At 59.8% G+C, this 21,262-nt stretch carries 23 protein-coding genes; 7 read left to right on the top strand and 16 right to left on the bottom strand.

What is annotated here, in order from left to right; translation table 11 throughout:
- Positions 1–178 precede the first annotated feature (178 nt).
- A complete protein-coding gene (locus tag AO065_RS14255) occupies positions 179–712 on the bottom strand; it encodes a ferritin-like domain-containing protein (RefSeq protein WP_004887290.1) in 534 nt (177 codons plus the stop codon).
- 194 nt (positions 713–906) lie between these two features.
- On the opposite strand from AO065_RS14255, the gene AO065_RS28000 reads away from it, so the two are divergent.
- Entirely contained in the window at positions 907–1,005 is a 99-nt protein-coding gene (locus tag AO065_RS28000) for a small membrane protein YohP (RefSeq protein WP_442587048.1), read from the top strand.
- Positions 1,006–1,076: 71 nt separating this feature from the next.
- On the opposite strand, the gene osmE is transcribed toward AO065_RS28000, so the two are convergent.
- The gene (osmE, locus tag AO065_RS14250) at positions 1,077–1,415 is read right to left on the bottom strand and encodes an osmotically-inducible lipoprotein OsmE (RefSeq protein WP_004887288.1); all 339 of its coding nucleotides are present in this window, start codon (positions 1,413–1,415) and stop codon (positions 1,077–1,079) included.
- 189 nt (positions 1,416–1,604) lie between these two features.
- Here osmE and AO065_RS14245 point away from each other — a divergent pair, with 189 nt between their 5' ends.
- Both AO065_RS14245 and AO065_RS14240 read left to right on the top strand, forming a co-directional pair.
- Entirely contained in the window at positions 1,605–2,495 is an 891-nt protein-coding gene (locus tag AO065_RS14245; RefSeq protein WP_004887286.1) for an alpha/beta hydrolase, read from the top strand.
- Between the two features lie 59 nt (positions 2,496–2,554).
- A complete protein-coding gene (locus AO065_RS14240) occupies positions 2,555–2,782 on the top strand; it encodes a hypothetical protein (RefSeq protein WP_004887285.1) in 228 nt (75 codons plus the stop codon).
- On the opposite strand, the gene AO065_RS14235 is transcribed toward AO065_RS14240, so the two are convergent.
- The gene (locus AO065_RS14235) at positions 2,779–3,660 is read right to left on the bottom strand and encodes a DMT family transporter (RefSeq protein ID WP_004887283.1); all 882 of its coding nucleotides are present in this window, start codon (positions 3,658–3,660) and stop codon (positions 2,779–2,781) included. The genes AO065_RS14240 and AO065_RS14235 overlap by 4 nt on opposite strands.
- A 152-nt stretch (positions 3,661–3,812) precedes the next feature.
- Here AO065_RS14235 and AO065_RS14230 point away from each other — a divergent pair, with 152 nt between their 5' ends.
- Both AO065_RS14230 and AO065_RS14225 read left to right on the top strand, forming a co-directional pair.
- Positions 3,813–4,103, top strand: coding sequence for a PsiF family protein (locus AO065_RS14230; RefSeq protein WP_004887281.1), 291 nt, complete (start codon positions 3,813–3,815; stop codon positions 4,101–4,103).
- Between the two features lie 187 nt (positions 4,104–4,290).
- Complete coding sequence (locus tag AO065_RS14225) at positions 4,291–5,301, top strand: AI-2E family transporter (protein ID WP_004887280.1); 1,011 nt, start codon at positions 4,291–4,293, stop codon at positions 5,299–5,301.
- Between the two features lie 121 nt (positions 5,302–5,422).
- Here the strand turns inward: AO065_RS14225 and AO065_RS14220 are convergent, their stop codons facing one another.
- A complete protein-coding gene (locus AO065_RS14220; RefSeq protein ID WP_004887278.1) occupies positions 5,423–6,688 on the bottom strand; it encodes an Hsp70 family protein in 1,266 nt (421 codons plus the stop codon).
- 311 nt (positions 6,689–6,999) lie between these two features.
- Between AO065_RS14220 and cbpA the strand changes: the two genes are divergently transcribed.
- Positions 7,000–7,941, top strand: a complete 942-nt coding sequence (gene cbpA, locus AO065_RS14215) for a curved DNA-binding protein (protein WP_004887276.1) — start codon at positions 7,000–7,002, stop codon at positions 7,939–7,941.
- Positions 7,942–8,314: 373 nt separating this feature from the next.
- Here cbpA and AO065_RS14210 read toward each other — a convergent pair whose 3' ends face one another.
- Positions 8,315–9,445 carry a sensor histidine kinase gene (locus AO065_RS14210; RefSeq protein ID WP_004887266.1) on the bottom strand — a complete coding sequence of 377 codons (1,131 nt, stop codon included), beginning with the start codon at positions 9,443–9,445 and terminating at the stop codon, positions 8,315–8,317.
- Positions 9,446–9,604: 159 nt separating this feature from the next.
- On the opposite strand from AO065_RS14210, the gene AO065_RS26685 reads away from it, so the two are divergent.
- Positions 9,605–10,270, top strand: a complete 666-nt coding sequence (locus AO065_RS26685) for a YbbN family protein (RefSeq protein ID WP_004887265.1) — start codon at positions 9,605–9,607, stop codon at positions 10,268–10,270.
- Positions 10,271–10,463: 193 nt separating this feature from the next.
- On the opposite strand, the gene ureC is transcribed toward AO065_RS26685, so the two are convergent.
- From ureC to urtA, 11 genes are all read right to left on the bottom strand, one after another.
- The gene (ureC, locus tag AO065_RS14200; protein ID WP_004887262.1) at positions 10,464–12,164 is read right to left on the bottom strand and encodes an urease subunit alpha; all 1,701 of its coding nucleotides are present in this window, start codon (positions 12,162–12,164) and stop codon (positions 10,464–10,466) included.
- A gap of 82 nt (positions 12,165–12,246) precedes the next feature.
- Positions 12,247–12,555, bottom strand: coding sequence for an urease subunit beta (locus tag AO065_RS14195; protein WP_004887260.1), 309 nt, complete (start codon positions 12,553–12,555; stop codon positions 12,247–12,249).
- Positions 12,552–13,085, bottom strand: a complete 534-nt coding sequence (locus AO065_RS14190; protein WP_004887258.1) for a GNAT family N-acetyltransferase — start codon at positions 13,083–13,085, stop codon at positions 12,552–12,554. The genes AO065_RS14195 and AO065_RS14190 overlap by 4 nt, the downstream gene beginning before the upstream one ends.
- 13 nt (positions 13,086–13,098) lie before the next feature.
- Entirely contained in the window at positions 13,099–13,641 is a 543-nt protein-coding gene (locus AO065_RS14185) for a GNAT family N-acetyltransferase (RefSeq protein WP_004887257.1), read from the bottom strand.
- Between the two features lie 10 nt (positions 13,642–13,651).
- Entirely contained in the window at positions 13,652–13,954 is a 303-nt protein-coding gene (locus AO065_RS14180) for an urease subunit gamma (protein ID WP_004887254.1), read from the bottom strand.
- A 75-nt stretch (positions 13,955–14,029) separates the two neighbouring features.
- Positions 14,030–14,875, bottom strand: coding sequence for an urease accessory protein UreD (locus AO065_RS14175; RefSeq protein ID WP_004887253.1), 846 nt, complete (start codon positions 14,873–14,875; stop codon positions 14,030–14,032).
- A gap of 48 nt (positions 14,876–14,923) precedes the next feature.
- A complete protein-coding gene (urtE, locus tag AO065_RS14170; RefSeq protein ID WP_003376418.1) occupies positions 14,924–15,622 on the bottom strand; it encodes an urea ABC transporter ATP-binding subunit UrtE in 699 nt (232 codons plus the stop codon).
- Between the two features lie 325 nt (positions 15,623–15,947).
- Positions 15,948–16,808 (bottom strand): urea ABC transporter ATP-binding protein UrtD, encoded by an 861-nt coding sequence (gene urtD / locus AO065_RS14165; protein WP_004885091.1) that lies wholly within the window; start codon positions 16,806–16,808, stop codon positions 15,948–15,950.
- Complete coding sequence (gene urtC / locus AO065_RS14160; RefSeq protein ID WP_004885090.1) at positions 16,805–17,884, bottom strand: urea ABC transporter permease subunit UrtC; 1,080 nt, start codon at positions 17,882–17,884, stop codon at positions 16,805–16,807. Before urtC ends, urtD begins: the two co-directional genes overlap by 4 nt.
- Positions 17,884–19,473 (bottom strand): urea ABC transporter permease subunit UrtB, encoded by a 1,590-nt coding sequence (gene urtB, locus AO065_RS14155; RefSeq protein ID WP_004885089.1) that lies wholly within the window; start codon positions 19,471–19,473, stop codon positions 17,884–17,886. The genes urtC and urtB overlap by 1 nt, the downstream gene beginning before the upstream one ends.
- Positions 19,474–19,809: 336 nt before the next feature.
- Positions 19,810–21,075, bottom strand: coding sequence for an urea ABC transporter substrate-binding protein (gene urtA, locus AO065_RS14150; protein WP_004885087.1), 1,266 nt, complete (start codon positions 21,073–21,075; stop codon positions 19,810–19,812).
- Positions 21,076–21,262: the final 187 nt, after the last annotated feature.

Below are 21,262 nucleotides of genomic sequence, written 5' to 3'. Positions count from 1 at the left end.
TAACGCCTCTCAGGACGCTCCGCGTCCGGCCGTGAGGTAACGCAGAGCGTCGCGGACTGCATGCCCACTTCAAAGCGATGGACACGATCAGTGATCGCTCCTGGCGCTCCGCAGCGAACAAACAAACGCCCATAGAAAAGCCAGGATAACTATCCTGGCTTTTGCTTTCAGTCCCGAATCACAGGTCGTTCAGGATGTCCGCCATGTCGTCGGCGTGCTCTTCTTCCTGCGCGAGGATTTCTTCGAAGATGCGACGGGTAGTCGGGTCGGTGTCACCGATGTACTGAATGATTTCACGGTAGCTGTCGACCGCAATGCGCTCGGCAACCAGGTCTTCGTAAACCATTTCCTTGAGCGTGTTGCCTGCCACGTACTGTGCGTGGGAGTTCTTCGACAGGGTGTCGGGGTTGAACTCAGGCTCGCCGCCCAGTTGCACGATACGCTCGGCCAGCTTGTCGGCGTGCTCGGCTTCCTGCTGCGCGTGCTCCAGAAACTCGGAAGCTGCAACGCTGGCCTTCAGGCCGGTCGCCATGTAGTAGTGACGCTTGTAGCGCAGTACGCAGACCAGTTCGGTGGCCAGCGACTCATTGAGCAGGCGCAGGACCGTCTCACGGTCAGCGTTGTAGCCTTCAGTGACCGCACCATTCTCAACGTTCTGGCGCGCACGCTGGCGCAAGCTGCTTACATCGGATAGCTGTGGTGCAGAAATCATGGGTTATCTCCAGGTTCATCAGGTTTTGTGTGTCTCGCTCTGTGTGTTGCCCGGCAAGATCATCAAGGGTTGTGAGTGATGAACGGCGAGAAAGTTTTATCGGATTTTTCAGGTTTCACGCTTTGCTGAACGCGTAAAAAATATAAGAAACGAGCGCGCACCCCTGCGGTCCCAACCTTGAGACCTATTCAATCGTGGAGATTCACATGCTCAAGTTTCTGGGAAGCACCGTCGGCATCATTTTCCTGATCGGCCTGATCGTGGTGATTGCGTTGTTCAAGCTGGTGTTCTGACGTTTGTACAAATAACGTCCATAAAAAAGCCCGATGCATCACGCATCGGGCTTTTTCGTTTCAGATCGGTATTACATCGCGCGTTCGTTCGCTTCGCGCTGTTCGCACGTCATGAAACCTTTGTTGGTTACGCGACCGTCGCTGTTGAAGCTGACGTGGTAGACCTGTTTGTGACCGTCTTTGGCCATGACGTAGTTGTTGCATGTGCCGGTATTGACCTTGCGATCAATGGTCGACGACGGCTCACCACCGATGGTCAGGACCTGCTGGCGGGTCATGCCGTTCTCGACCTGCTTGACCAGTGGTTCGTTGCGGTAGGTGACGTAGTCCACCGGGTTCTGCACGGTTGTGCTGCTGCAGCCAGCCAATGCCGCCAGTGCAAAGGTTGCTGCGAGGATTTTGTTGTACATCTTTATTGCTCCACATGTCAGAGCCGGTCTTGGCCCGTTGCAGCTTGGAGCAAGGGAGGGGCGCAAGAGTTCGAAAAAAAGATGGCGATTAGGCAGTACCTCTGGTGGTCATGTTGTTCTGCCTTCTCAAAAAAACACCGCTAAGGTTGAAAAGGCTTAATCAACTCGTTTCAGCACAAGGAGATCAACATGGCGCAAGAACAGGCGACGCGTTATCCATTGTTGCTGGTACCAGGCTTGTTAGGGTTTGTGCGGTTACTGGTGTATCCCTACTGGTTCGGCATCGTGAAAGCGCTTGAACGCGGCGGAGCGACCGTCATACCGGTCATGGTGTCCGGGGTCAATTCGACCGAAATACGCGGCGAGCAGTTGCTCAAGGTCATCGAGCAGACGGTTCGGGAGACCGGTGTGGCCAAGGTCAACCTGATCGGCCACAGCCAGGGAGCGCTGACCGTACGTTACGTGGCAGCCAGGCGCCCCGATCTGGTCGCCTCGGTCACCTCAGTGGCCGGTCCCAACTATGGGTCGGAGCTGGCGGATTATCTGGAACGGCACTTTCCGCCGGGCACGCTGGGAGGGCGCGTCGTCAATGCGGTGATAGGCCTGCTGGCCTGGACGATTGTCGCGTTCGAAACCGGCTACCGCGGGCCGAAGCTGCCGATGGACATCACCGCCTCGCATCAGTCCCTGACCACCACCGGGGTTGCGCTGTTCAACAGGCAGTATCCTCAGGGTTTGCCCGAAGTATGGGGCGAGAATGGCGAAGAACTGGTCGATGGTGTGCGTTATTACTCCTGGTCCGGGATCCTCAAGCCGGGCGTTACCAATCGCGGACGCAACCTGATTGATGGCACCAACGTGACCTGTCGAATATTCGCTCGCACGTTCAGGAAAGAGCGAGGTCAATCTGATGGCATGGTCGGGCGTTTCAGTTCGCACCTGGGCACGGTCATCGGGGATGACTTTGCGCTCGACCATTTTGACATCGTCAACCAGACCTTCGGGCTGGTGGGCAAAGGCGCAGATCCTGTACGCCTGTTCATGGAACACGCCGCGCGCCTCAAGGCTGCCGGCCTTTAACTCAATCAGGCAGTAATTCGTAATCAGCCGCTCGAAGATGACGGCCAGGAAGTGATGCGATGGGCGATAAAGAACTGTATGAAATCGAGTACACCCTGCTGGGTGAGCACCATGTGGATGTCATCGAGAATCTGGACGTGCCGATCATTGAAATCGTGCATGAGCTGGCGTTGAAACACGACGTAGAGCTGGATGACCTCCCCGAGGGCGGCATGCCCCAAGCTGCCGGTATCACGGACGTGTCGATCCACAGTGTGGAGGGCGGTGAGGGCAGCGCGACGGCCTAGCCTTTTCTGAGTTGTAGCGGGGTCTTCCAGCGTTCCGCGAGGATCACTCCGCACAGGGTCAGCGCGCCGCCGTACAGGTGATAAAGCGCCAGCTGTTCGTCAAGCGCCACGGCGGCAATCAATGCCGTGGCGATTGGCATCAAGTTGAAGAACAGTGTGGTGCGGCTCGGCCCCAAGCGCATGATCGAGGTCATCCACAGCCAGGGTGCCAGCATCGAGGTAGGAATCGCGGCGTACAGCACCAGCGCACTATTGCTCGCATTCAGGCCGGTTCTCGGCGACAAGATGAACAGCGGAAACAGCACCACGATCGCCACCAGAATCTGCATGTACAGCAAGTGCAGCGGAGGCAGGCGCAACTGCCATTTTTTCAACAGCATGCTGTACAGCGCATAGGCTGCAGCGGCGAACAGTACGATGGCATCGCCCCGATTCATCCCTTGCTCGATGAGCCCTGTGAGGTTGCCTGCGGCGACCACCACTATCACTCCCGCGAAAGAAATCACTGCGCCGAGCAGCGCGCCCCAGGTCAGTCGTGTGCCCAGGCAGGCGATGGACAGCCCCAGCGCCATCACCGGAACCAGTGACTGAATGATCCCCATGTTGGTGGCCGTGGTCATGCCTGCCGCAAAGTACGCCAGGCTTTGATACACCGCCATGCCCAGCGCACCCAGAACGACGATCTTGCCCAGCAACGGCCTGATCGCCGCACGATTTCTCCACACCGGGAGGAGCATGAAGGGCGTGAACAGCAGCCCCGCCAGCAGCCAGCGGTAGAACCCGATTTCGGACGGGAAGATGACTTCGGACGCCGCCTTGGTGATGACGGTGTTGACGGACCAGATGAAGATGGTCAGGAGTGGAAACGCGTATTGCATGGGAAAGCCGACAGGTGAACGAGGCGCAACTATCCACCTGTTTCAAATGAATGCCAATCGGTGCGCCTGATGATTGCTCATATTTTGCAACATCTTGGCTACACTGACTTCAGTCTGTGCCGACCGGTACAGCGGATCTGGAGAGTCGAACGATGAAGATACCCGGTATTGCTTTGTTGCTCGTTGGCCTGATGTGTTCCGCCCAGGGTTTTGCCGCGACGGCGCAGCAGAACAAGATGACCACCTGTAACGCCGACGCCAGTGCCAAGTCACTCAAGGGCGATGAGCGCAAGACGTTCATGAGCACATGCCTGAAAGCCACGCCTGCTCCGGCGGCCACTCAGCAGGAAAAGATGAAGACCTGCAACGCGACGGCCTCCACTCAGGCGCTCAAGGGTGACGCCCGCAAGACGTTCATGAGCGATTGTCTCAAGAAGAAATAATTTTTCAGCCCCTCGCCTCGCCTGGGGCAGGCAGCGTAAGTGCAGTAAACGCTGCACTTGCGCGTCGTTGTCAGTCCGGTCATCGAATAGATGTTCGCGCCGTCCCGTCTCCGGCTTGCGGATGACTGGTTCTCGGCTGCGAACGCTGGCAGACTGCCCACCTCTTCGTGCTGCCCTTTGAGGGTCTATGCCAACGTTTTCTGCGCGTCAGGTATTAATAGCCAGCTGGATTCTCGTATTCGGCGGTCTGCTGTTGGTATTGCCCTTCAAACTGCTGCCGAGTCTGCTGGCCGGGCTGCTGGTCTTCGAACTAGTCAACATGCTGACCCCCAAACTGCAAAAGCTCATCTCTGGCGAGCGTGCCAGGTGGCTGGCTGTTGCGCTGTTGGGGACCATCATTGTCAGTCTGCTGACCCTGATTTTCGCCGGTGCCATCAGCTTCGTGCTGCATGAGGCCGAGAATCCGGGCGCATCGCTGGACAAGTTCATGATTCTGGTGGACCGCGCCCGTGGTCAGCTTCCGCCGTTCATTGATTCCTACCTGCCCGCCAGTGCGGCCGAGTTTCAGGTTTCGCTGTTCCAGTGGTTGCAGAAACATATCGGCGAGCTGCAACTGATCGGCAAGGGCGCTGCACACATGTTCGTGACCATGCTCATCGGCATGGTGCTCGGCGCGATCATTGCCCTGCAGCGGATTTCCGATGTTCACACCCGCAAGCCGCTGGCCTCGGCACTGTTCGACCGGCTTTATCTGGTCAGCCGCGCGTTTCGCAATATCGTTTTTGCCCAGATCAAGATTTCACTGCTCAACACGGCGTTCACCTCGGTGTTCCTGGCTGTTGTTTTGCCGTTGTGCGGGATTCACCTGCCGCTGACCAAGACGCTGATCATCATGACTTTCCTGCTCGGGCTGCTGCCGGTGGTGGGTAACCTGATGTCCAACACGCTGATCTTTATCGTCGGCATGTCGATCTCGATCTGGGTCGCACTGGCGGCGCTGGGTTACCTGATCGTGATCCACAAAGTTGAGTACTTCCTGAACGCACGGATCGTGGGCGGACAGATCAACGCCAAATCGTGGGAGCTGCTGCTGGCAATGCTGCTGTTCGAAGCCGCGTTCGGCCTGCCGGGCGTGGTGGCAGGACCGATCTACTACGCGTACCTGAAGAGTGAGTTGCAGAAGGAAGGGCTGGTTTAAGGGCGGTTCAGGATCGTCCGCACACTCTGCGTCCGCTCTTGAATGTGACGCAGAGCGTCACGGGCTGCATACCCACGCGGAGCATGGGCACGATCGTCAACCTCACGATCATCGGCCTGCTTCAGCCGTATCGCTTCTTCGCTTCAATCGCCAGCCCGCTGCCGATGCTGCCGAAGATGTTGCCTTCCACGTGACGTGCATTCGGCAGCATCGCCGATACGCTGTTGCGCAGTGCCGGAATGCCGCTTGAGCCGCCGGTGAAGAACACGGTATTGACCTGCTCGACGCTCACACCTGCCTGACTCAGCAGTTGAGTCACGCTGTTGCGGACCCGCTCAAGCTGCGCATCGATTGCCGCCTCGAACATCGCCCGACCCAGGTCCACGCTCAGTCCCGGTTCGATGCGGTCCATCAGCAAGTGACGGTTATCGGTCTGGGTCAGCTGAATCTTGGTCTCTTCCACTTCCATGGCCAGCCAGTGTCCGGCGCGTTGTTCGATCAGCTTGAACAGCCGGTCGATGCCGCCAGTGTCTTCGATGTCGTAGCGCATGCTGCCCAGTGCGAGCTGGGATTTCTGCGAGTACACGGCGTTGATGGTGTGCCAGGTCGCCAGGTTGATGTGATGACTGGTGGGCATGTACGCGCCGCTTTTCATGCGGCTGCCGTAGCCGAACAACGGCATGACGCCTTGCAGGCTCAATTGCTTGTCGAAGTCGGTACCGCCAATGTGCACGCCGCCGGTGGCCAGGATGTCGTCCTGACGATCTTCATGTTCACGCCGCTCGGGAGACAGGCGTACCAGCGAGAAGTCGGAGGTACCACCACCGATGTCGACGATCAGTACCAGTTCTTCCTGGGTGATGGTGGACTCGTAGTCGAACGCTGCAGCAATGGGTTCGAACTGGAACGACACGTCCTTGAAGCCGATCTTGCGGGCGACCTCGGCCAGTGTGTCTTCGGCTTCATGATCGGCCATGGCGTCGTCATCGACAAAGTGCACCGGGCGGCCCAGCACTACCTGTTCGAACTCGCGTCCGGCGGTCTTTTCAGCGCGTTTTTTCAGCTCGCCGATAAACAGGGCCAGCAGGTCCTTGAAGGGCATCGCCGTGCCGAGCACGCTGGTGTCGTGCTTGATCAGCTTGGAGCCCAGCAGGCTCTTGAGCGAGCGCATCAGGCGGCCTTCGTAGCCTTCCAGGTATTCGTGAAGCGCCAGGCGGCCATAGACCGGGCGACGCTCTTCCATGTTGAAGAACACCACCGAGGGCAGGGTGATCTTGTTGTCCTCCAGCGCGATCAACGATTCCACACCTGGCCGTTGCCAGCCGACAGTGGAATTGGACGTGCCGAAATCGATGCCGCAGGCACGGGCCGGGGATTGGTCATTCATGTCTTTTACGTTCCAGTCAAAAAACGGCCGCGCAGTTTATGTCAGTGCGCAGCAATTGCGTAGGGCGATGCGTCGCTTATTCCGGGTTATCGGTATTTGCGTCCGGGGCTTGAACTCGGGACCATCACCCCCAATCTTGATGGGATTCTCGGTAGACCAGGTTGTCGAACACCTGACGGCCAGAAGACAGGGCGTGCTACCGGGCTGTTTTTTTCGATGTGAAGTCTTTCAGGTGCCTCGAACACGAGGAGGCTGGGCGTGTTATACCAGCGCATCTGGCTGCGCTGGATAATTGGATGGGTGATTGTTAGATGGATTTCAAAGACTACTACAAGATACTGGATGTCGAACCGACTGCAGACGACAAGGCGATCAAGACGGCCTATCGCAAGTTGGCGCGTAAGTATCACCCCGACGTCAGTAAAGAGGCCGGGGCTGAGGACAAATTCAAGGAAGCGTCCGAGGCTTACGAAGTTCTCAGCAGCCCCGACAAGCGCGCCGAATATGACGAGCTGCGCAAGTACGGGCGTCAGGGGCGGCCGTTCCAGACCCCGCCGGGCTGGCAGAGCCGAGCCGGTGCGGGCGGATTTGGCGAGGAGACGGCGGACTTTTCCGAGTTCTTCAGTTCCATCTTCGGCGGGCGTGCCCAACAGGGTGGCCGCAGCCGCAATCCGGGTCGCAAGGGGCAGGATGTGGAAATGGAACTGGCCGTCTTTCTGGAAGAGACGCTGTCGGCCGAGTCCAAGCAGGTCAGTTTCAAGGTGCCGCAGCACAGCCCCAACGGGCAGCGCATGAGCGACATCACCAAGACCCTGAACGTGAAGATTCCCGCAGGCGTCGTGGACGGCGAGCGCATTCGTCTCAAGGGCCAGGGTGCGCCGGGAATAGCCGGCGGTGCGAATGGTGACATGTACCTGATCATCCGTCTGGCACCGCACCCGATGTTCGAGGTGGAAGGTCATGATCTGGTCATTACCGTTCCACTGGCACCCTGGGAAGCTGCGCTGGGCGCCAAGGTCGCCGTGCCCACGCTGACAGGCCGGATCAACCTGACCATCCGCCCCGACAGCCAGAACGGTCAACGCCTGCGTATCAAGGGCAACGGCCTGATGAGCAAGGCTGGCGAGCGCGGCGACCTGTATGCCCAGATCAAGATCGTGATGCCAAAGCACATCGACGATGCCAGTCGGGCGCTGTGGCAGAAGCTGGCGGACAGCTCGTCGTTTGACCCAAGGGCTCAGTGGGGTAATTGATCAAGTCATGATCGTGCCCACGCTCTGCGCTCATCGTTATACACAAGTCCGCAAGTCCGCAAGACGCGCAAAACGGGGGGCGCAACGAAAGTGACTGACTGAATGCATACCCCGTGGGAGGCGGCTTGCCGGCGATGTCGTCAGTTCAGTCACTGACAGGTCGCTTCCGANGCATCGCCGGCAAGCCGCCTCCCACAGTCCGTGGTCGCAGCAAGACTCGGGTATAACGCTGAGCACAAGCACGGGCATGATCGGCGTGCTTTAGATCACTCTGATCGTTCCCACGCGATGGGCACGATCAGTGTCGAGGCGGGCTTGTGTATAACGATGAGCGCGGCACATAGGCCCGATCATCATCCAGTCTTCGCAACCCTCAGTTTCTGGGCAGCACGACGGTAAAGGTGGTGCCGTCGCCGATGGTCGAGGTCACGGTAATGCTGCCGCTGTGGGCGTTGACCACTTCCTTGACGATGAACAGACCCAGCCCCAGGCTGGTCGTGGTGGTGCGGCTTTCGCTGTTTTCTTCGGAACTGCGTACCAGCGGGTCGAAAATCGTGCCGATGGCGTCTTCGGCAATCGGCTTGCCCTCGTTGTGAACCACCAGCTCTACCGTGTCCGGCCCGCCGATGACCCGCACCGTGATTTCATGGCTGGCCGCGCCGTGCTGCAAGGCGTTGCCGATCAGGTTCTGCAACATCTGACTGATGCGTCCGCTGTCCCAGTGTCCCTGCGTCTCACCTTCAATCGTAAGCACGGGCGCCGAATTCGGGTGCCCGGCGCAGGCCTCTTCGATTGCCTCACGACAGGCGCCCGCCAGGTCCATGAACTTGCGCTCTACCGGCAGGCTGGCGCCCAGGCGGCTGCGAACGAATTCGAGCAGGTCGCCGACCATCGTGCCCATGTGCCGGGTACTGGTCTTGATACGCGAGATATAGCCTTGGGTCTTTTCGTCCATGACCAGCTTGCGTGCCAGCAGCTCGGTGGACATGCTGACCGCCTGAAGTGGTGCGCGCAGGTCATGGCCCAGAATCGCCAGAAAGATGTCCCGTGAGCGCGCCACACGTTCGGCATAAGCCGCAGTGGATTCGGCCAATGCTTCGTCGATGGCTTCGTTGAAGCGGATCACGTCGCGAAAATCAGCCAGTTGCGGCGTGGTCAGGCTGTCGACCCACAGGCGAATGACACTGGCGCGTAGATGCCTGAACTCCGAAGTCATCTGCACCAGATCAAACCCGACTTCATGGCGCAGTTCACCATGGCTGGTCGCTGCTTCATCCAGGCTCGGCGTCTTGTTCAGCTCCTCACCGCGGGCCTTGGCGATCTCTTCGTTCTTGCTCTGGGCGGTCTTCATATCCCGCGCAGCCGCCAGCAGAATCGACTGGGCATGATCACGCAGCTCTGCGGTGTTCATGGTGTCTGCAGCGGGTTTCAGTGTTCTGGCGAAGTTTTCCCATTCATCGACGATGCGATCCACGTGGAGAACGATGAATTCGGAAAGGCGCATGGCCGGTTACCTTGCTGGGGGAGCGTGACGGAGATGGCGCATCTTACCGCCTTTACAGTGCGCAACAAACAGAGCGTTGACTGACATTTATGTCAGTAGACGCTGTTTTTGTGACGTCCTAAGGTGGTGCGACGGGTTACGTGGATGGAGGTCCGGAGCATGAGCGTAGAAATGGTTTCAGATTCAACCTTTCAGAAGAGCGTTATCGACGCCAGTCAGGAAAAACTGGTCGTGGTCGAGTTCTCCACAAAAGAAAAGCTCAACAAGCGAGGAGAACCCAACGCCAGTGCCAAAATGGATTCAGTCATTGATGGCCTGGATGCCCAATATGCAGGCGAAATCGAGTTTTTCAGGGTGGAGGTCAACCTCGTCTGGGACTATTCAGACCCTCAAAAGCCGATGGCAAAAGATGATCTGAATCCCGCGGCTTCGAGCGCGTATGAGATCAACCACGGCCCGACGCTAGTGTTCCTTCTGGAAGGGGAGCGCGTGCAGGAAAATCTGTTGGGTTTTTATGACGAAGCATCGACCAGGCTGAAACTTGATGAGTTGCTGAAGGATTTGAATAGTCGGTTGCTGAAAATAAAGCTGTTCCGGTTTATAGAAGAACAGATCAATCTTGCTGCGCAGCGGGTCATCACAAAAAAAAGCGCTCAACTGGATGATATCGCTTACGGAAAGTTTGGTGTTTTTCTGGGGCTGCGTCGTACGCTGCAGAATGACGCGACGGCTCAGGATATCGGAATGCTGGATGCAATGAACGACTCACTGCAATGTTTGGGTGTGCTGGGCAAAGGCGAGACGATTCTGGAACGCATCAAATAATACAGGCGCGTCATCCGGCAACTATCCGCTTCAAAGGCAGGAAGTGCTGAGTAGTGAAACCGGGCTTCAGCTTATTATCGGACACAGCGATACACTGAACACGTTGCTTAACCCCGGGCAGGGAATCTGACTGGCTCGGGCTGATAAAAAGGCCTTCCAGCAGGAAGGCCCTATCGTCATGCCTCTCGGGTATTCAAAACAGAAAATACCGCTGCGCCATCGGCAGCACATCCGCAGGCTCACACCACAGCAGCACGCCGTCGGCCTTGACCTGATAGGTCTGCGGGTCGACTTCGATGTCGGGCAAGTAGTCGTTGTGGATCAGGTCTTTCTTCTGCACGGTGCGGCAGCCTTTGACCACGCCTATCTGCTTCTTCAATCCCAGTGATTCCGGCACGCCTGCGTCGAACGCGGCCTGGCTGATGAAGGTCATGCTGGTGGCGTGCAGGGAGCTGCCGTAGCTGGCGAACATCGGGCGGTAGTGTACGGGTTGCGGTGTCGGGATAGACGCGTTGGCGTCGCCCATCAGGCTGGCCGCGATGGCGCCACCCTTGAGGATCAGCGTCGGTTTGACGCCGAAGAACGCCGGACGCCACAGCACCAGATCTGCCCATTTACCCACTTCAATGGAGCCCACTTCATGGCTGATACCGTGGGTGATGGCCGGGTTGATGGTGTATTTGGCGATGTAACGCTTGGCGCGGAAGTTGTCGTTTCCGGGACCGTCCTGAGGCAGCGGGCCGCGCTGCTTCTTCATCTTGTCGGCAGTCTGCCAAGTGCGCATGATCACCTCGCCAACCCGGCCCATGGCCTGGCTGTCGGAGCTGAGCATCGAAAATGCGCCCAGGTCGTGGAGGATGTCTTCGGCGGCAATGGTCTCGCGACGGATGCGGCTTTCCGCGAAAGCGACGTCTTCAGCGATGCTCGGGTCCAGGTGATGGCAGACCATGAGCATGTCCAGATGCTCGTCGATGGTGTTGCGGGTGAACGGCCGGGTCGGGTTGGTCGAACTGGGCAGCACGTTCGGCGAGCCGCAGGCCTTGATGATGTCGGGCGCGTGGCCGCCACCGGCACCTTCGGTGTGGTAGGTGTGGATCGTACGGTTCTTGAACGCAGCGAGCGTGGTCTCGACAAAGCCCGACTCGTTCAGCGTGTCAGTGTGAATCGCCACCTGCACGTCGTATTCGTCGGCCACGCTCAGGCAGTTGTCGATGGCGGCAGGCGTGGTGCCCCAGTCTTCGTGCAGCTTGAGGCCGATTGCACCCGCCTTGACCTGCTCGATCAACGGTCCGGGCAGGCTGACGTTGCCCTTGCCGGTCAGGCCGATGTTCATCGGGAAGGCGTCAGCGGCCTGCAGCATGCGCGCCATGTGCCAGGGGCCGGGTGTAACGGTCGTGGCGTTGGTGCCGGTTGCCGGACCGGTGCCGCCGCCGATCATGGTGGTCACGCCGCTCATCAAGGCTTCTTCGATCTGCTGCGGGCAGATGAAGTGGATGTGCGTATCGACGCCGCCCGCGGTGAGGATCATGCCTTCGCCTGCGATCACTTCAGTGGCTGCGCCCACCGCGATGGTTACGTCGGGCTGGATGTCCGGGTTGCCTGCCTTGCCGATGGCGGCGATGCGACCGTTCTTGAGGCCGACGTCAGCCTTGACGATGCCCCAGTGGTCGATGATCAGCGCATTGGTGATCAGCGTGTCGACCACCTCGGCCGCCAGCAACTGGCCCTGGCCCATGCCGTCACGAATGACCTTGCCGCCGCCGAATTTCACTTCTTCACCGTAGGTGGTGAAGTCCTTCTCGACCTCGATCCACAGCTCGGTGTCGGCCAGTCGAACCTTGTCGCCCACCGTAGGGCCGAACATGTCGGCGTAGGCTTGTCTGGAAATCTTCATGGTGATTCCTTGAGTACTTTATGGGCCCCACACTGATCGCTCCTGCGCTCTGAGCAGGAACGATCCGAGCCTGCGCCTTGATTCAATCCAGCTCGCCCATCACTCGACCGGCAAACCCGTACACCTTGCGCAACCCTGCAAGGTCCACCAGTTCAACCTCGCGTGCCTGCCCAGGCTCGAAGCGTACGGCGGTGCCAGCCGGAATATTCAGGCGCATGCCGCGGCTGGCGGCTCGGTCGAAGGTCAGGGCATCGTTGGTTTCGAAAAAGTGAAAGTGCGAGCCCACCTGAATCGGACGGTCGCCGCTGTTGGCAACGGTCAGGCTCAGGGTACGGCGGCCGGCGTTGAGTTCGATCTCGCCGGGCTGGATCTGGTATTGACCAGGGATCATGTCGGTAGCCCCAAGGTTTTGAAATAAATGGCGGTCGGTCGGTAGCGACCGTCCGGTGTGGCGCAGTAGTCAGGCAGTTCGCCCACGCGGGTGTAGGCCATCGAGCGATAGAAGGCTTCCGCCGTCGAGCCTGCTTCGGTGTCCAGGTGCAGCAGGCCGCGCTTGAGTTTCACGGCGGCCTGTTCGACTGCTTCCATCAGTTGCCTGCCCAGACCGTGGCCACGCGCGGCAGGCGACACCATCAGCTTCTGCACCTCGGCACGGTTGAGCCCGTTGGGCTTCTGGCACAGCGCAAGCTGTGCGCTGGCCTGCAGGCGTTCATTGTCGACCACGACCCACAGCAACAGGTCGCCTGATGCAACGTCAGCTCTTAAACCATCACACCAGCGGAGCGCCTGCTCCAGCGTCAGGTCAGCCATGAACCCGACCGATGCGCCGTCATGGACGGTGTCGAGCAGCAGTTGCGCCAGACCCTGACGGTAATGCGCGAAGCTTTCAGCGGTGACGCGACGCAACTGTGCTGGGTTCATGGAAGGCTCTCGGTTATACGGATTTGGGGGCTTGCGAGGCTGGCGCCCGAGCGCCGGGCGACAAGTCCAGTTGCATGAAGGTCAGGTCCAGCCAGCGACCGAACTTGGTGCCCACCTGCGGCATCTGGCCGGTGGCCGCGAAGCCCAGGCGTTCGTGCAGGGCAATCGAGGCCGCGTTACCGCTTTCAATGGCAGCGACCATCATGTGTTTGTCGCAGGTGCGGGCGCGCTCGATCAAGGCCGACATCAGTTTTGGCCCCAGGCCCTTGCCACGCTGATCGGCGCGTACGTACACCGAGTGCTCGACCGTATGACGGAAGCCCTCGAAAGGACGCCAGTCGCCGAACGATGAGTACCCCAGCACTTCGCCTGCCGCATCCACGGCGACCAGAATCGGGTAGGCCTGGGTCTGGCGGGAGGCATACCACGCCTGACGGTTGGCCAGATCGACCGGCTGTTCGTTCCAGATGGCGGTGGTGTTGAGCACCGCATCGTTGTAGATGGCGAGAATGCCGGGCAAATCTTCCGGCAGTGCATCGCGAATCACGTCTTGCATGCGGGTGTCCTCAGGCAATCGGCTGATGCACGGTGACCAGCTTGGTCCCGTCTGGAAACGTTGCTTCCACCTGGATTTCCGGGATCATTTCCGGAATGCCTTCCATCACCTGCTCGCGGGTCAGCAGCGTCGTACCGTAATGCATCAGGTCGGCGACCGTCTGACCGTCACGTGCGCCTTCGAGCAGCGCTGCGGAGATGTAGGCCATGGCTTCCGGGTAGTTGAGCTTCACACCGCGTGCCAGGCGCCGTTCGGCAACCAGTCCGGCGGTGAAAATCAGCAGCTTGTCTTTTTCGCGTGGCGTCAGGTCCATGGGGTTTCCGTGTCGTGGTGTTCGGGTTGCTGTGCAGTCGTTGTTGGCGCTTTTGCGGGAGGCGTCTGCCCAACTTCATGTATTCCAGATTCTAGGCGTCACTGCCTCGCGTCCCAGCAATGCCGGACGCAGTTTTTTCCAGACTTCGATCAGCCAGGCTCTCGCATGCAAGGCTTCGTTGGCCAGACAGCGCGCCACGACCAGCCCCGGCACCTGGGTCAGATCACCACGTACCGGATTGGGCATCGACAGGCTGCGGCAGGCTTCAAGCAATTCGCTGTCCACCTCGCCGGTGATCAGCAACGTGGCAAACACCGTATGACCATCCAGCCCGACCGGCGAATCCAGCAGCCCGTCGCCCCCGATAATGCGTTGACGTTCGTGCCAGATCAATGTGCCATCGCGGCGGATATCCAGCGCGGACTGAAAATGCCCGTGCTCGAAACGCTCGCCACTGGCTGGACGGCCCAGCGCCACGACGTCCCAGTAACACAGCTTCGCGTCGCCGCGCAGCTCGATGCGCGTGGTCAGTTCGGCCTGGGCGTTACAGAACACGATGGTTTCCTGAGGCAGCCATTCCAGCGTCGCGCCGGGCTCGACCTGCAGCTCCAGTTGCTGAAACGCCGGGCTTGCCGCGCGATACCATTTGGCTGCGCCGGGACTGGTCAACTGCGCCCAGGCGTCGGTGCCGACGTTGGCCGAGATATCCAGACGGTCGCCGCCCGCGATACCGCCGGGCGGGTGGACGATGATGTGCTGACACACCTCGGGGCCTTCGGCGTACAGATGTTTCTGCACCCGCAGCGGACCCTTGTGGCGGCGCTGGACCGGCCGCGTGCTGTCGTCAAAACGCCCATAGCCCAGCTCCAGCTCGGCGTGCCAGCTGGGCGTGAACAGGGCGGTATTGGCAGGCAGATTCATGGCGTCTTCAATTCTGTGTCGAGGATTGCACGATAACGGATTGGCGCATCAAATAGTGACCAGTCCGCGAACGCCTTCGGCTTCCATGTTCTCGCCACGGCCCTGCTGGACGATTTCACCCCGGGACATCACCAGATACTGGTCCGCCAGTTCAGCGGCGAAGTCGTAGAACTGCTCTACGAGCAGAATCGCCATGTCGCCGCGCTCGGCCAGCTTCTTGATGACCGCGCCGATCTCCTTGATCACCGACGGCTGAATGCCTTCGGTAGGCTCATCGAGAATCAGCAGGCGAGGGCGGCTGGCCAGTGCGCGACCAATCGCCAGTTGCTGCTGCTGGCCGCCCGACAGATCGCCGCCACGGCGGTGCTTCATTTGCAGCAGCACCGGGAACAGCTCGTAGATGAACGCAGGCACCTCTTTGGCCTCCGAGCCCGGAAAGCGCGACAGGCCCATCAACAGGTTTTCCTCGACGGTCAGCCGTCCGAAGATTTCCCGGCCCTGCGGTACGTAAGCAATACCGGCGTGCACGCGCTGGTGGGGCTTGAAGCCGGTAATGGCCTTGCCTTCCCATTGCACCGAGCCTTCCTTCGACGGCAACAGGCCCATCAGCACCCGCAGCAACGTGGTCTTGCCCACGCCGTTGCGGCCCAGCAGGCAGGTGACTTCACCGACCTTCACGTCAAAGGACAGGCCACGCAGAATGTGGCTGCCGCCGTAATATTGATGAAGCTTTTCGACCTGCAGCATGGTTCATGTTCTCTTCTGTTACAGCGTGGTCGCCGTTATGCTCCGCGTCACAAATGGCACAGACTGCGGACTCAGTGAGCAGAGCGCATGGCTCACGTCACCTTTTCGCCCCTCGGCGACTTACTTTGAGAGGCCAACNGCAGCTCAATCGGCATCCATGCCGATTGCCCCCCGAATCAGCGCCAGGACTCAGCCTTCACCCACGTCGCGCTCTGCGGTGTTCATGCCATCGCGCTACAAAAGCGCATCAGTGCCGCTGCCTCACAGGGTAGCCAAATGACTTGCGTATAACGATGAGCGTGGAGTGGGAGCGATCACGTCAGCCTCAACGGCCCAGGTACACCTCGATCACGCGTTCGTCTGCCTGCACATCGTTCAATGAGCCTTCGGCCAGTACGCTGCCCTGGTGCAGTACGGTCACGTGGTCGGCAATCGAGCCGACGAAGCCCATGTCGTGCTCGACCACCATCAGTGAGTGCTTGCCCGCCAGACTCTTGAAGAGCTCGGCAGTGAATTCGGTTTCGGCATCGGTCATGCCTGCAACCGGCTCGTCGAGCAGCAGCAGTTGCGGGTCCTGAACGAGCAGCATGCCGATTTCCAGAAACTGCTTCTGACCGTGTGACAGCAGCCCCGCCGGGCGCTGCACGGAGCCTGTCAGGCGAATGGTTTCCAGCACCTCGTTGATCCGGTCGCGCTGTTCGCCGTTCAGGCGCGCCCGCAGGCTGGCCCACACCGACTTGTCGGTCTTCTGCGCCAGTTCCAGATTCTCGAACACACTCAGCGCTTCGAACACTGTGGGCTTCTGAAACTTGCGGCCGATCCCGGCCTGGGCGATCTGTACTTCGCTCATCTGCGTCAGGTCCAGCGTTTCGCCGAACCAGGCCTTGCCGTGGCTGGGTCGGGTCTTGCCGGTGATCACGTCCATCAGCGTGGTCTTGCCCGCGCCGTTGGGGCCGATGATGCAGCGCAGCTCGCCGACGCTGATGTACAGATTCAGGTCATTGAGCGCCTTGAAACCGTCGAAGCTGACGCTGATGTCTTCCAGAGTCAGGATCGTGCCGTGGCGTGTGTTCAGTCCCTTGCCGGCGCTTTGGCCCAGACCGAGCGCGTCGCGGCTGGTGCCTGCATCGGAATTGGGGTCCAGCACCGGCTCCAGCATGAAAGAAGGCGTTGGCGTGGTTTTCATGACTCGCTCCTTTTCTTCAGTACGCCGATGACGCCTTTGGGCAGGTAGAGCGTGACGATGATGAACAGCGCGCCGAGAAAGAACAGCCAGTATTCCGGGAATGCCACGGTGAACCAGCTCTTCATGCCGTTGACCAGACCGGCACCCAGCAGCGGGCCGATCAGCGTGCCGCGTCCGCCCAGAGCCACCCAGACCGCCGCTTCGATGGAGTTGGTCGGCGACATTTCGCTCGGGTTGATGATGCCGACCTGCGGCACATACAACGCACCCGCCAGTCCGCACAGGACCGCGCTCAGGACCCAGACGAACAGCTTGAAGCCGCGTGGGTCGTAGCCGCAGAACATCAGGCGGTTTTCCGCATCGCGCAGGGCGGTGAGCACCCGGCCGAACTTGCTCTGTGCCAGCCGCCAGCCGATGTACAGGCTGACCACCAGCAGAATCACGGTCGCCAGAAACAGCGTCGCCCGTGTGCCCTGCGAACTTATGCTGAAACCCAGAATGCTGCGGAAATTGGTGAAGCCGTTGTTGCCGCCGAAACCGGTTTCGTTGCGGAAGAACAAAAGCATGCCCGCGAAGGTCAGTGCCTGGGTCATGATCGAGAAATACACGCCCTTGATCCGTGAGCGGAAGGCAAAGAAGCCGAACACTAGCGCCAGCAGGCCAGGCGCCAGAACCACCAGACACATGGCCCACAGGAAGTTGTCAGTGCCGGCCCAGTACCACGGCAGCTCGGTCCACGACAGGAAGGTCATGAACGCTGGCAGACCGTCACCCGCCGCCTGGCGCATCAGGTACATGCCCATGGCATAACCGCCCAGCGCGAAGAACAGGCCGTGGCCCAGCGATAGAAGCCCGGCGTAACCCCAGACCAGATCCAGTGCCAGAGCGACAATGGCGTAGCAGAGAATCTTGCCCACCAGTGTCAGGGTGTAGGCCGACACCTGCAGGCTGTTATCGGCGGGCAGCAACGAGAGCAGCGGCATGGCCAGCAAAACAGCCAGTACCAGAATGCCCACCGTCAGGGTGCCTTTGGGGCCGACCTTATGTACAGCAGTTACCATCAATGGCTGGCTCATCAGTCGATCACCCGTCCTTTCAATGCGAAGAGGCCTTGCGGACGTTTCTGGATAAACAGAATGATCAGCGCCAGGATCAGGATCTTGCCCAGCACGGCGCCGATTTGCGGTTCGAGAATCTTGTTGGCGATGCCCAGCCCGAAAGCCGCCATCACGCTGCCTGCCAGCTGCCCGACGCCGCCGAGCACCACCACCAGGAACGAATCGATGATGTAGCTCTGGCCCAGATCAGGGCCGACGTTGCCGATCTGGCTCAGGGCGACGCCGCCCAGGCCTGCGATGCCGGAGCCCAGCCCGAAGGCCATCATGTCGATACGCCCTGTCGGTACGCCGCAGCAGGCGGCCATGTTGCGGTTCTGTGTCACGGCGCGCACGTTCAGGCCCAGACGGGTCTTGTTCAGCAGCAGCCAGGTCAGCACCACCACAAACAGCGCGAAGGCGATGATCACGATGCGGTTGTAAGGCAGCACCAGATTGGGCAGTACTTGAATACCGCCGGACAACCATTCCGGGTTGGCCACTTCAACGTTCTGCGCACCGAAGGCCAGGCGCACGGCCTGAATCAGCATCAGGCTGATGCCCCAGGTGGCGAGCAGGGTTTCCAGCGGACGGCCATACAGATGGCGAATCACCGTGCGCTCCAGTGCCATGCCGATCAGCGCCGTGACGAAGAATGCGACGGGCAGCGCCACCAGTGGGTAAAACTCGATGGCGCTCGGTGCGTAGCGCTGAAACATCAACTGCACGACATAGGTCGAGTAGGCACCCAGCATCAGCATTTCGCCGTGGGCCATGTTGATCACGCCCAGCAGGCCGAACGTAATCGCCAGGCCCAGCGCGGCCAGCAGCAGGATCGAGCCCAGCGACATACCGCTGAAGGCCTGACCGAGGATTTCACCGATCATCAGTTTGCGTTTGACCTGGGCCAGGCTGGTTTCGGCGGCAATGCGCACCGACGCGTCGGTTTCAACGCCCGGCGACAGCAACGATTCAAGGCGGGTGCGGGCCAGCGGATCACCGGTTTCGCCCAGCAGGCGCACAGCGGCAAGGCGCACGCTGGGGCTGCTGTCGACCAGTTGCAGGTTGGCCAGTGCCAGGGTCAGGGCGTCTTTGACGCTTGAGTCTGTTTCGGTCTCCACGCGCTGGCTCAGCAGGTCCAGTTGCGCAGGGCGCGCGCTTTTCTGCAGTTGCAGAGCGGCGGCCATGCGCAGCTTTACATCGGCTGCCAGTAGTTGGTGGCTGGCCAGCGCGGTCTCGACCAGACCCCGCAGCCGGTTGTTCAGGCGCAGTTTGCGCGGTTCATCAGGTGTGGGGGCATCTGCCGCAGCCGGAACATCGGCGTCTACCGCGACATAGGTTTCATTGTTCTCGATCCAGGCCCGCTTGCTGCTGTCGGCAGCCACTCGGCCGTCGCGCAGTGCTTCAAGCAACTCGACCCGCTCGGGAACAGGCTTGGCCGCCCAGGCTTCAAGCAATTCTGCCTGTTGCGAAGAACTGGCCCCAGCAAAATCGCCCGCATCACTGGCCTGCGCCGCGAAAGGCAGCAACAGGGTGATGGCAAGGATCAGGCGGTAAAGGTAAGAGGGCATATCAATGGCCTTGATTCATGTTCGTGCGGGTTGATCGTGCCGATGGTCCGCATTGGCATGCCGCCCGAGACGCACGCGTCCCGAGAGGCATTCCCACGTAAAGCACTTCTCGTTATACAAGGTCTGCCTGCAACCGACGGACTGTGGGAGGCGGCTTGCCGGCGATGCGTTTTCCGAAGCGACCTATCGGTAACTGAAAGGACGCCATCGCCGGCAAGCCGCCTCCCACGGGATACGCATTCAGTCAGACGCATTCGTTTTGACCCTGTTTGTACGTCGTCCAAACTTTTGTATAACGCCGAGCGCAAAGCGTGGGAACGATCATATGAGCGCTGATCAGTTGCTCTTCACCGCATGGTCCGGCTTCTTGTCGTTGCCAGGGATGTACGGGCTCCACGGCTGGGCGCGGATCGGCTCCTTGGTCTGCCAGACCACGTTGAACTGACCGTTTTCCTCGACTTCACCGATCATCACCGGCTTGTGCAGGTGGTGATTGGTCTTGTCCATGGTCAGGGTGAAGCCGGACGGCGCGGCGAAGGTCTGTCCGGCCATCGCTTCCCGAACCTTGTCGACATCGGTGGACTTGGCTTTCTCAACCGCCTGCGCCCACATGTGGATACCGACGTACGTGGCTTCCATCGGGTCGTTGGTCACGGCCTTGTCAGCGCCCGGCAGGTTTTTCTTCTTGGCGTAGGCTTTCCAGTCAGCGACGAACTTCTTGTTGACCGGGTTCTCGACCGACTGGAAGTAGTTCCAGGCCGCAAGGTGGCCGACCAGCGGTTTGGTGTCGATGCCGCGCAGTTCTTCTTCGCCGACCGAGAAGGCCACGACCGGTACGTCGGTGGCTTTCAGGCCCTGGTTGGCCAGTTCCTTGTAGAACGGCACGTTGGAGTCGCCATTGACGGTGGAGATGACCGCCGTCTTGCCGCCAGCGGAGAATTTCTTGATGTTCGCCACGATGGTCTGGTAATCGGCGTGGCCGAACGGGGTGTAGACCTCTTCGATGTCGCTGTCCTTCACGCCTTTGGAATGCAGGAATGCGCGCAGAATCTTGTTGGTGGTACGCGGGTAGACGTAGTCGGTGCCCAGCAGGAAGAAGCGCTTGGCTTCGCCGCCGTCTTCGCTCATCACGTACTCGACCGCAGGAATGGCCTGCTGGTTAGGCGCTGCACCGGTGTAGAACACGTTCGGCGACATCTCTTCGCCTTCGTACTGAACCGGGTAGAACAACAGACCGTTGAGTTCTTCGAAGACCGGCAGGACCGATTTGCGCGAAACGGAGGTCCAGCAGCCGAACACCACGGCGACCTTATCCTGAGTCAGCAGCTGACGGCCCTTTTCGGCGAACAGCGGCCAGTTGGAGGCCGGGTCTACGACCACCGGCTCCAGCATCTTACCGTTCACGCCGCCCTTGGCATTGATCTCGTCAATGGTCATCAGCGCCATGTCTTTAAGCGAAGTCTCGGAAATGGCCATGGTGCCGGAAAGCGAATGCAGGATGCCGACCTTGATGGTTTCGGCGGCCTGAGCGGTCCATGAAAGGCCCATGGCTGCGATGGATGCGGACAGGGTAAAAGCTTTGATCAGGCTGCGACGCTTCATTGGACGGGCTCCGTTGATCTGTTTTTTTTGGATTGGCAGAACGACTCTTTGAAGGCTTCCAAGCAAAGGCTGTGCCCAGCCTGAAAAATCGCTTTGGAACGGGCCTTTGAGCGCCATGGCGCCCGAGCAGTGCACTGATGTGGAGCCAGTAAGGGAGGTTGGTGCGCGACGACGTGCATTGTTGGTG

It is taken from the genome of Pseudomonas viridiflava, assembly GCF_001642795.1.
In the GTDB taxonomy this organism is placed as follows: Bacteria; Pseudomonadota; Gammaproteobacteria; order Pseudomonadales; family Pseudomonadaceae; genus Aquipseudomonas; species Aquipseudomonas viridiflava.
The sequence above is the reverse complement of the archived record's forward strand: the minus strand, read 5'-3'. Positions and strand labels throughout refer to the sequence as shown.

What these genes read in the sequence shown, in the direction of transcription:
- urtC (WP_004885090.1), bottom strand. Translation starts at nt 17,884, where the DNA reads ATGAGCCAGCCATTGATGGTAACTGCTGTACATAAGGTCGGCCCCAAA.
- AO065_RS14180 (WP_004887254.1), bottom strand. Translation starts at nt 13,954, where the DNA reads ATGGACCTGACGCCACGCGAAAAAGACAAGCTGCTGATTTTCACCGCC.
- AO065_RS14190 (WP_004887258.1), bottom strand. Translation starts at nt 13,085, where the DNA reads ATGAACCCAGCACAGTTGCGTCGCGTCACCGCTGAAAGCTTCGCGCAT.
- AO065_RS26685 (WP_004887265.1), top strand. Translation starts at nt 9,605, where the DNA reads ATGAGCGTAGAAATGGTTTCAGATTCAACCTTTCAGAAGAGCGTTATC.
- AO065_RS14230 (WP_004887281.1), top strand. Translation starts at nt 3,813, where the DNA reads ATGAAGATACCCGGTATTGCTTTGTTGCTCGTTGGCCTGATGTGTTCC.
- ureC (WP_004887262.1), bottom strand. Translation starts at nt 12,164, where the DNA reads ATGAAGATTTCCAGACAAGCCTACGCCGACATGTTCGGCCCTACGGTG.
- AO065_RS14245 (WP_004887286.1), top strand. Translation starts at nt 1,605, where the DNA reads ATGGCGCAAGAACAGGCGACGCGTTATCCATTGTTGCTGGTACCAGGC.
- urtE (WP_003376418.1), bottom strand. Translation starts at nt 15,622, where the DNA reads ATGCTGCAGGTCGAAAAGCTTCATCAATATTACGGCGGCAGCCACATT.
- AO065_RS14225 (WP_004887280.1), top strand. Translation starts at nt 4,291, where the DNA reads ATGCCAACGTTTTCTGCGCGTCAGGTATTAATAGCCAGCTGGATTCTC.
- AO065_RS14235 (WP_004887283.1), bottom strand. Translation starts at nt 3,660, where the DNA reads ATGCAATACGCGTTTCCACTCCTGACCATCTTCATCTGGTCCGTCAAC.
- urtA (WP_004885087.1), bottom strand. Translation starts at nt 21,075, where the DNA reads ATGAAGCGTCGCAGCCTGATCAAAGCTTTTACCCTGTCCGCATCCATC.
- AO065_RS14210 (WP_004887266.1), bottom strand. Translation starts at nt 9,445, where the DNA reads ATGCGCCTTTCCGAATTCATCGTTCTCCACGTGGATCGCATCGTCGAT.
- AO065_RS14175 (WP_004887253.1), bottom strand. Translation starts at nt 14,875, where the DNA reads ATGAATCTGCCTGCCAATACCGCCCTGTTCACGCCCAGCTGGCACGCC.
- osmE (WP_004887288.1), bottom strand. Translation starts at nt 1,415, where the DNA reads ATGTACAACAAAATCCTCGCAGCAACCTTTGCACTGGCGGCATTGGCT.
- AO065_RS14240 (WP_004887285.1), top strand. Translation starts at nt 2,555, where the DNA reads ATGGGCGATAAAGAACTGTATGAAATCGAGTACACCCTGCTGGGTGAG.
- urtB (WP_004885089.1), bottom strand. Translation starts at nt 19,473, where the DNA reads ATGCCCTCTTACCTTTACCGCCTGATCCTTGCCATCACCCTGTTGCTG.
- AO065_RS14255 (WP_004887290.1), bottom strand. Translation starts at nt 712, where the DNA reads ATGATTTCTGCACCACAGCTATCCGATGTAAGCAGCTTGCGCCAGCGT.
- urtD (WP_004885091.1), bottom strand. Translation starts at nt 16,808, where the DNA reads ATGAAAACCACGCCAACGCCTTCTTTCATGCTGGAGCCGGTGCTGGAC.
- AO065_RS14220 (WP_004887278.1), bottom strand. Translation starts at nt 6,688, where the DNA reads ATGAATGACCAATCCCCGGCCCGTGCCTGCGGCATCGATTTCGGCACG.
- AO065_RS14185 (WP_004887257.1), bottom strand. Translation starts at nt 13,641, where the DNA reads ATGCAAGACGTGATTCGCGATGCACTGCCGGAAGATTTGCCCGGCATT.
- cbpA (WP_004887276.1), top strand. Translation starts at nt 7,000, where the DNA reads ATGGATTTCAAAGACTACTACAAGATACTGGATGTCGAACCGACTGCA.
- AO065_RS14195 (WP_004887260.1), bottom strand. Translation starts at nt 12,555, where the DNA reads ATGATCCCTGGTCAATACCAGATCCAGCCCGGCGAGATCGAACTCAAC.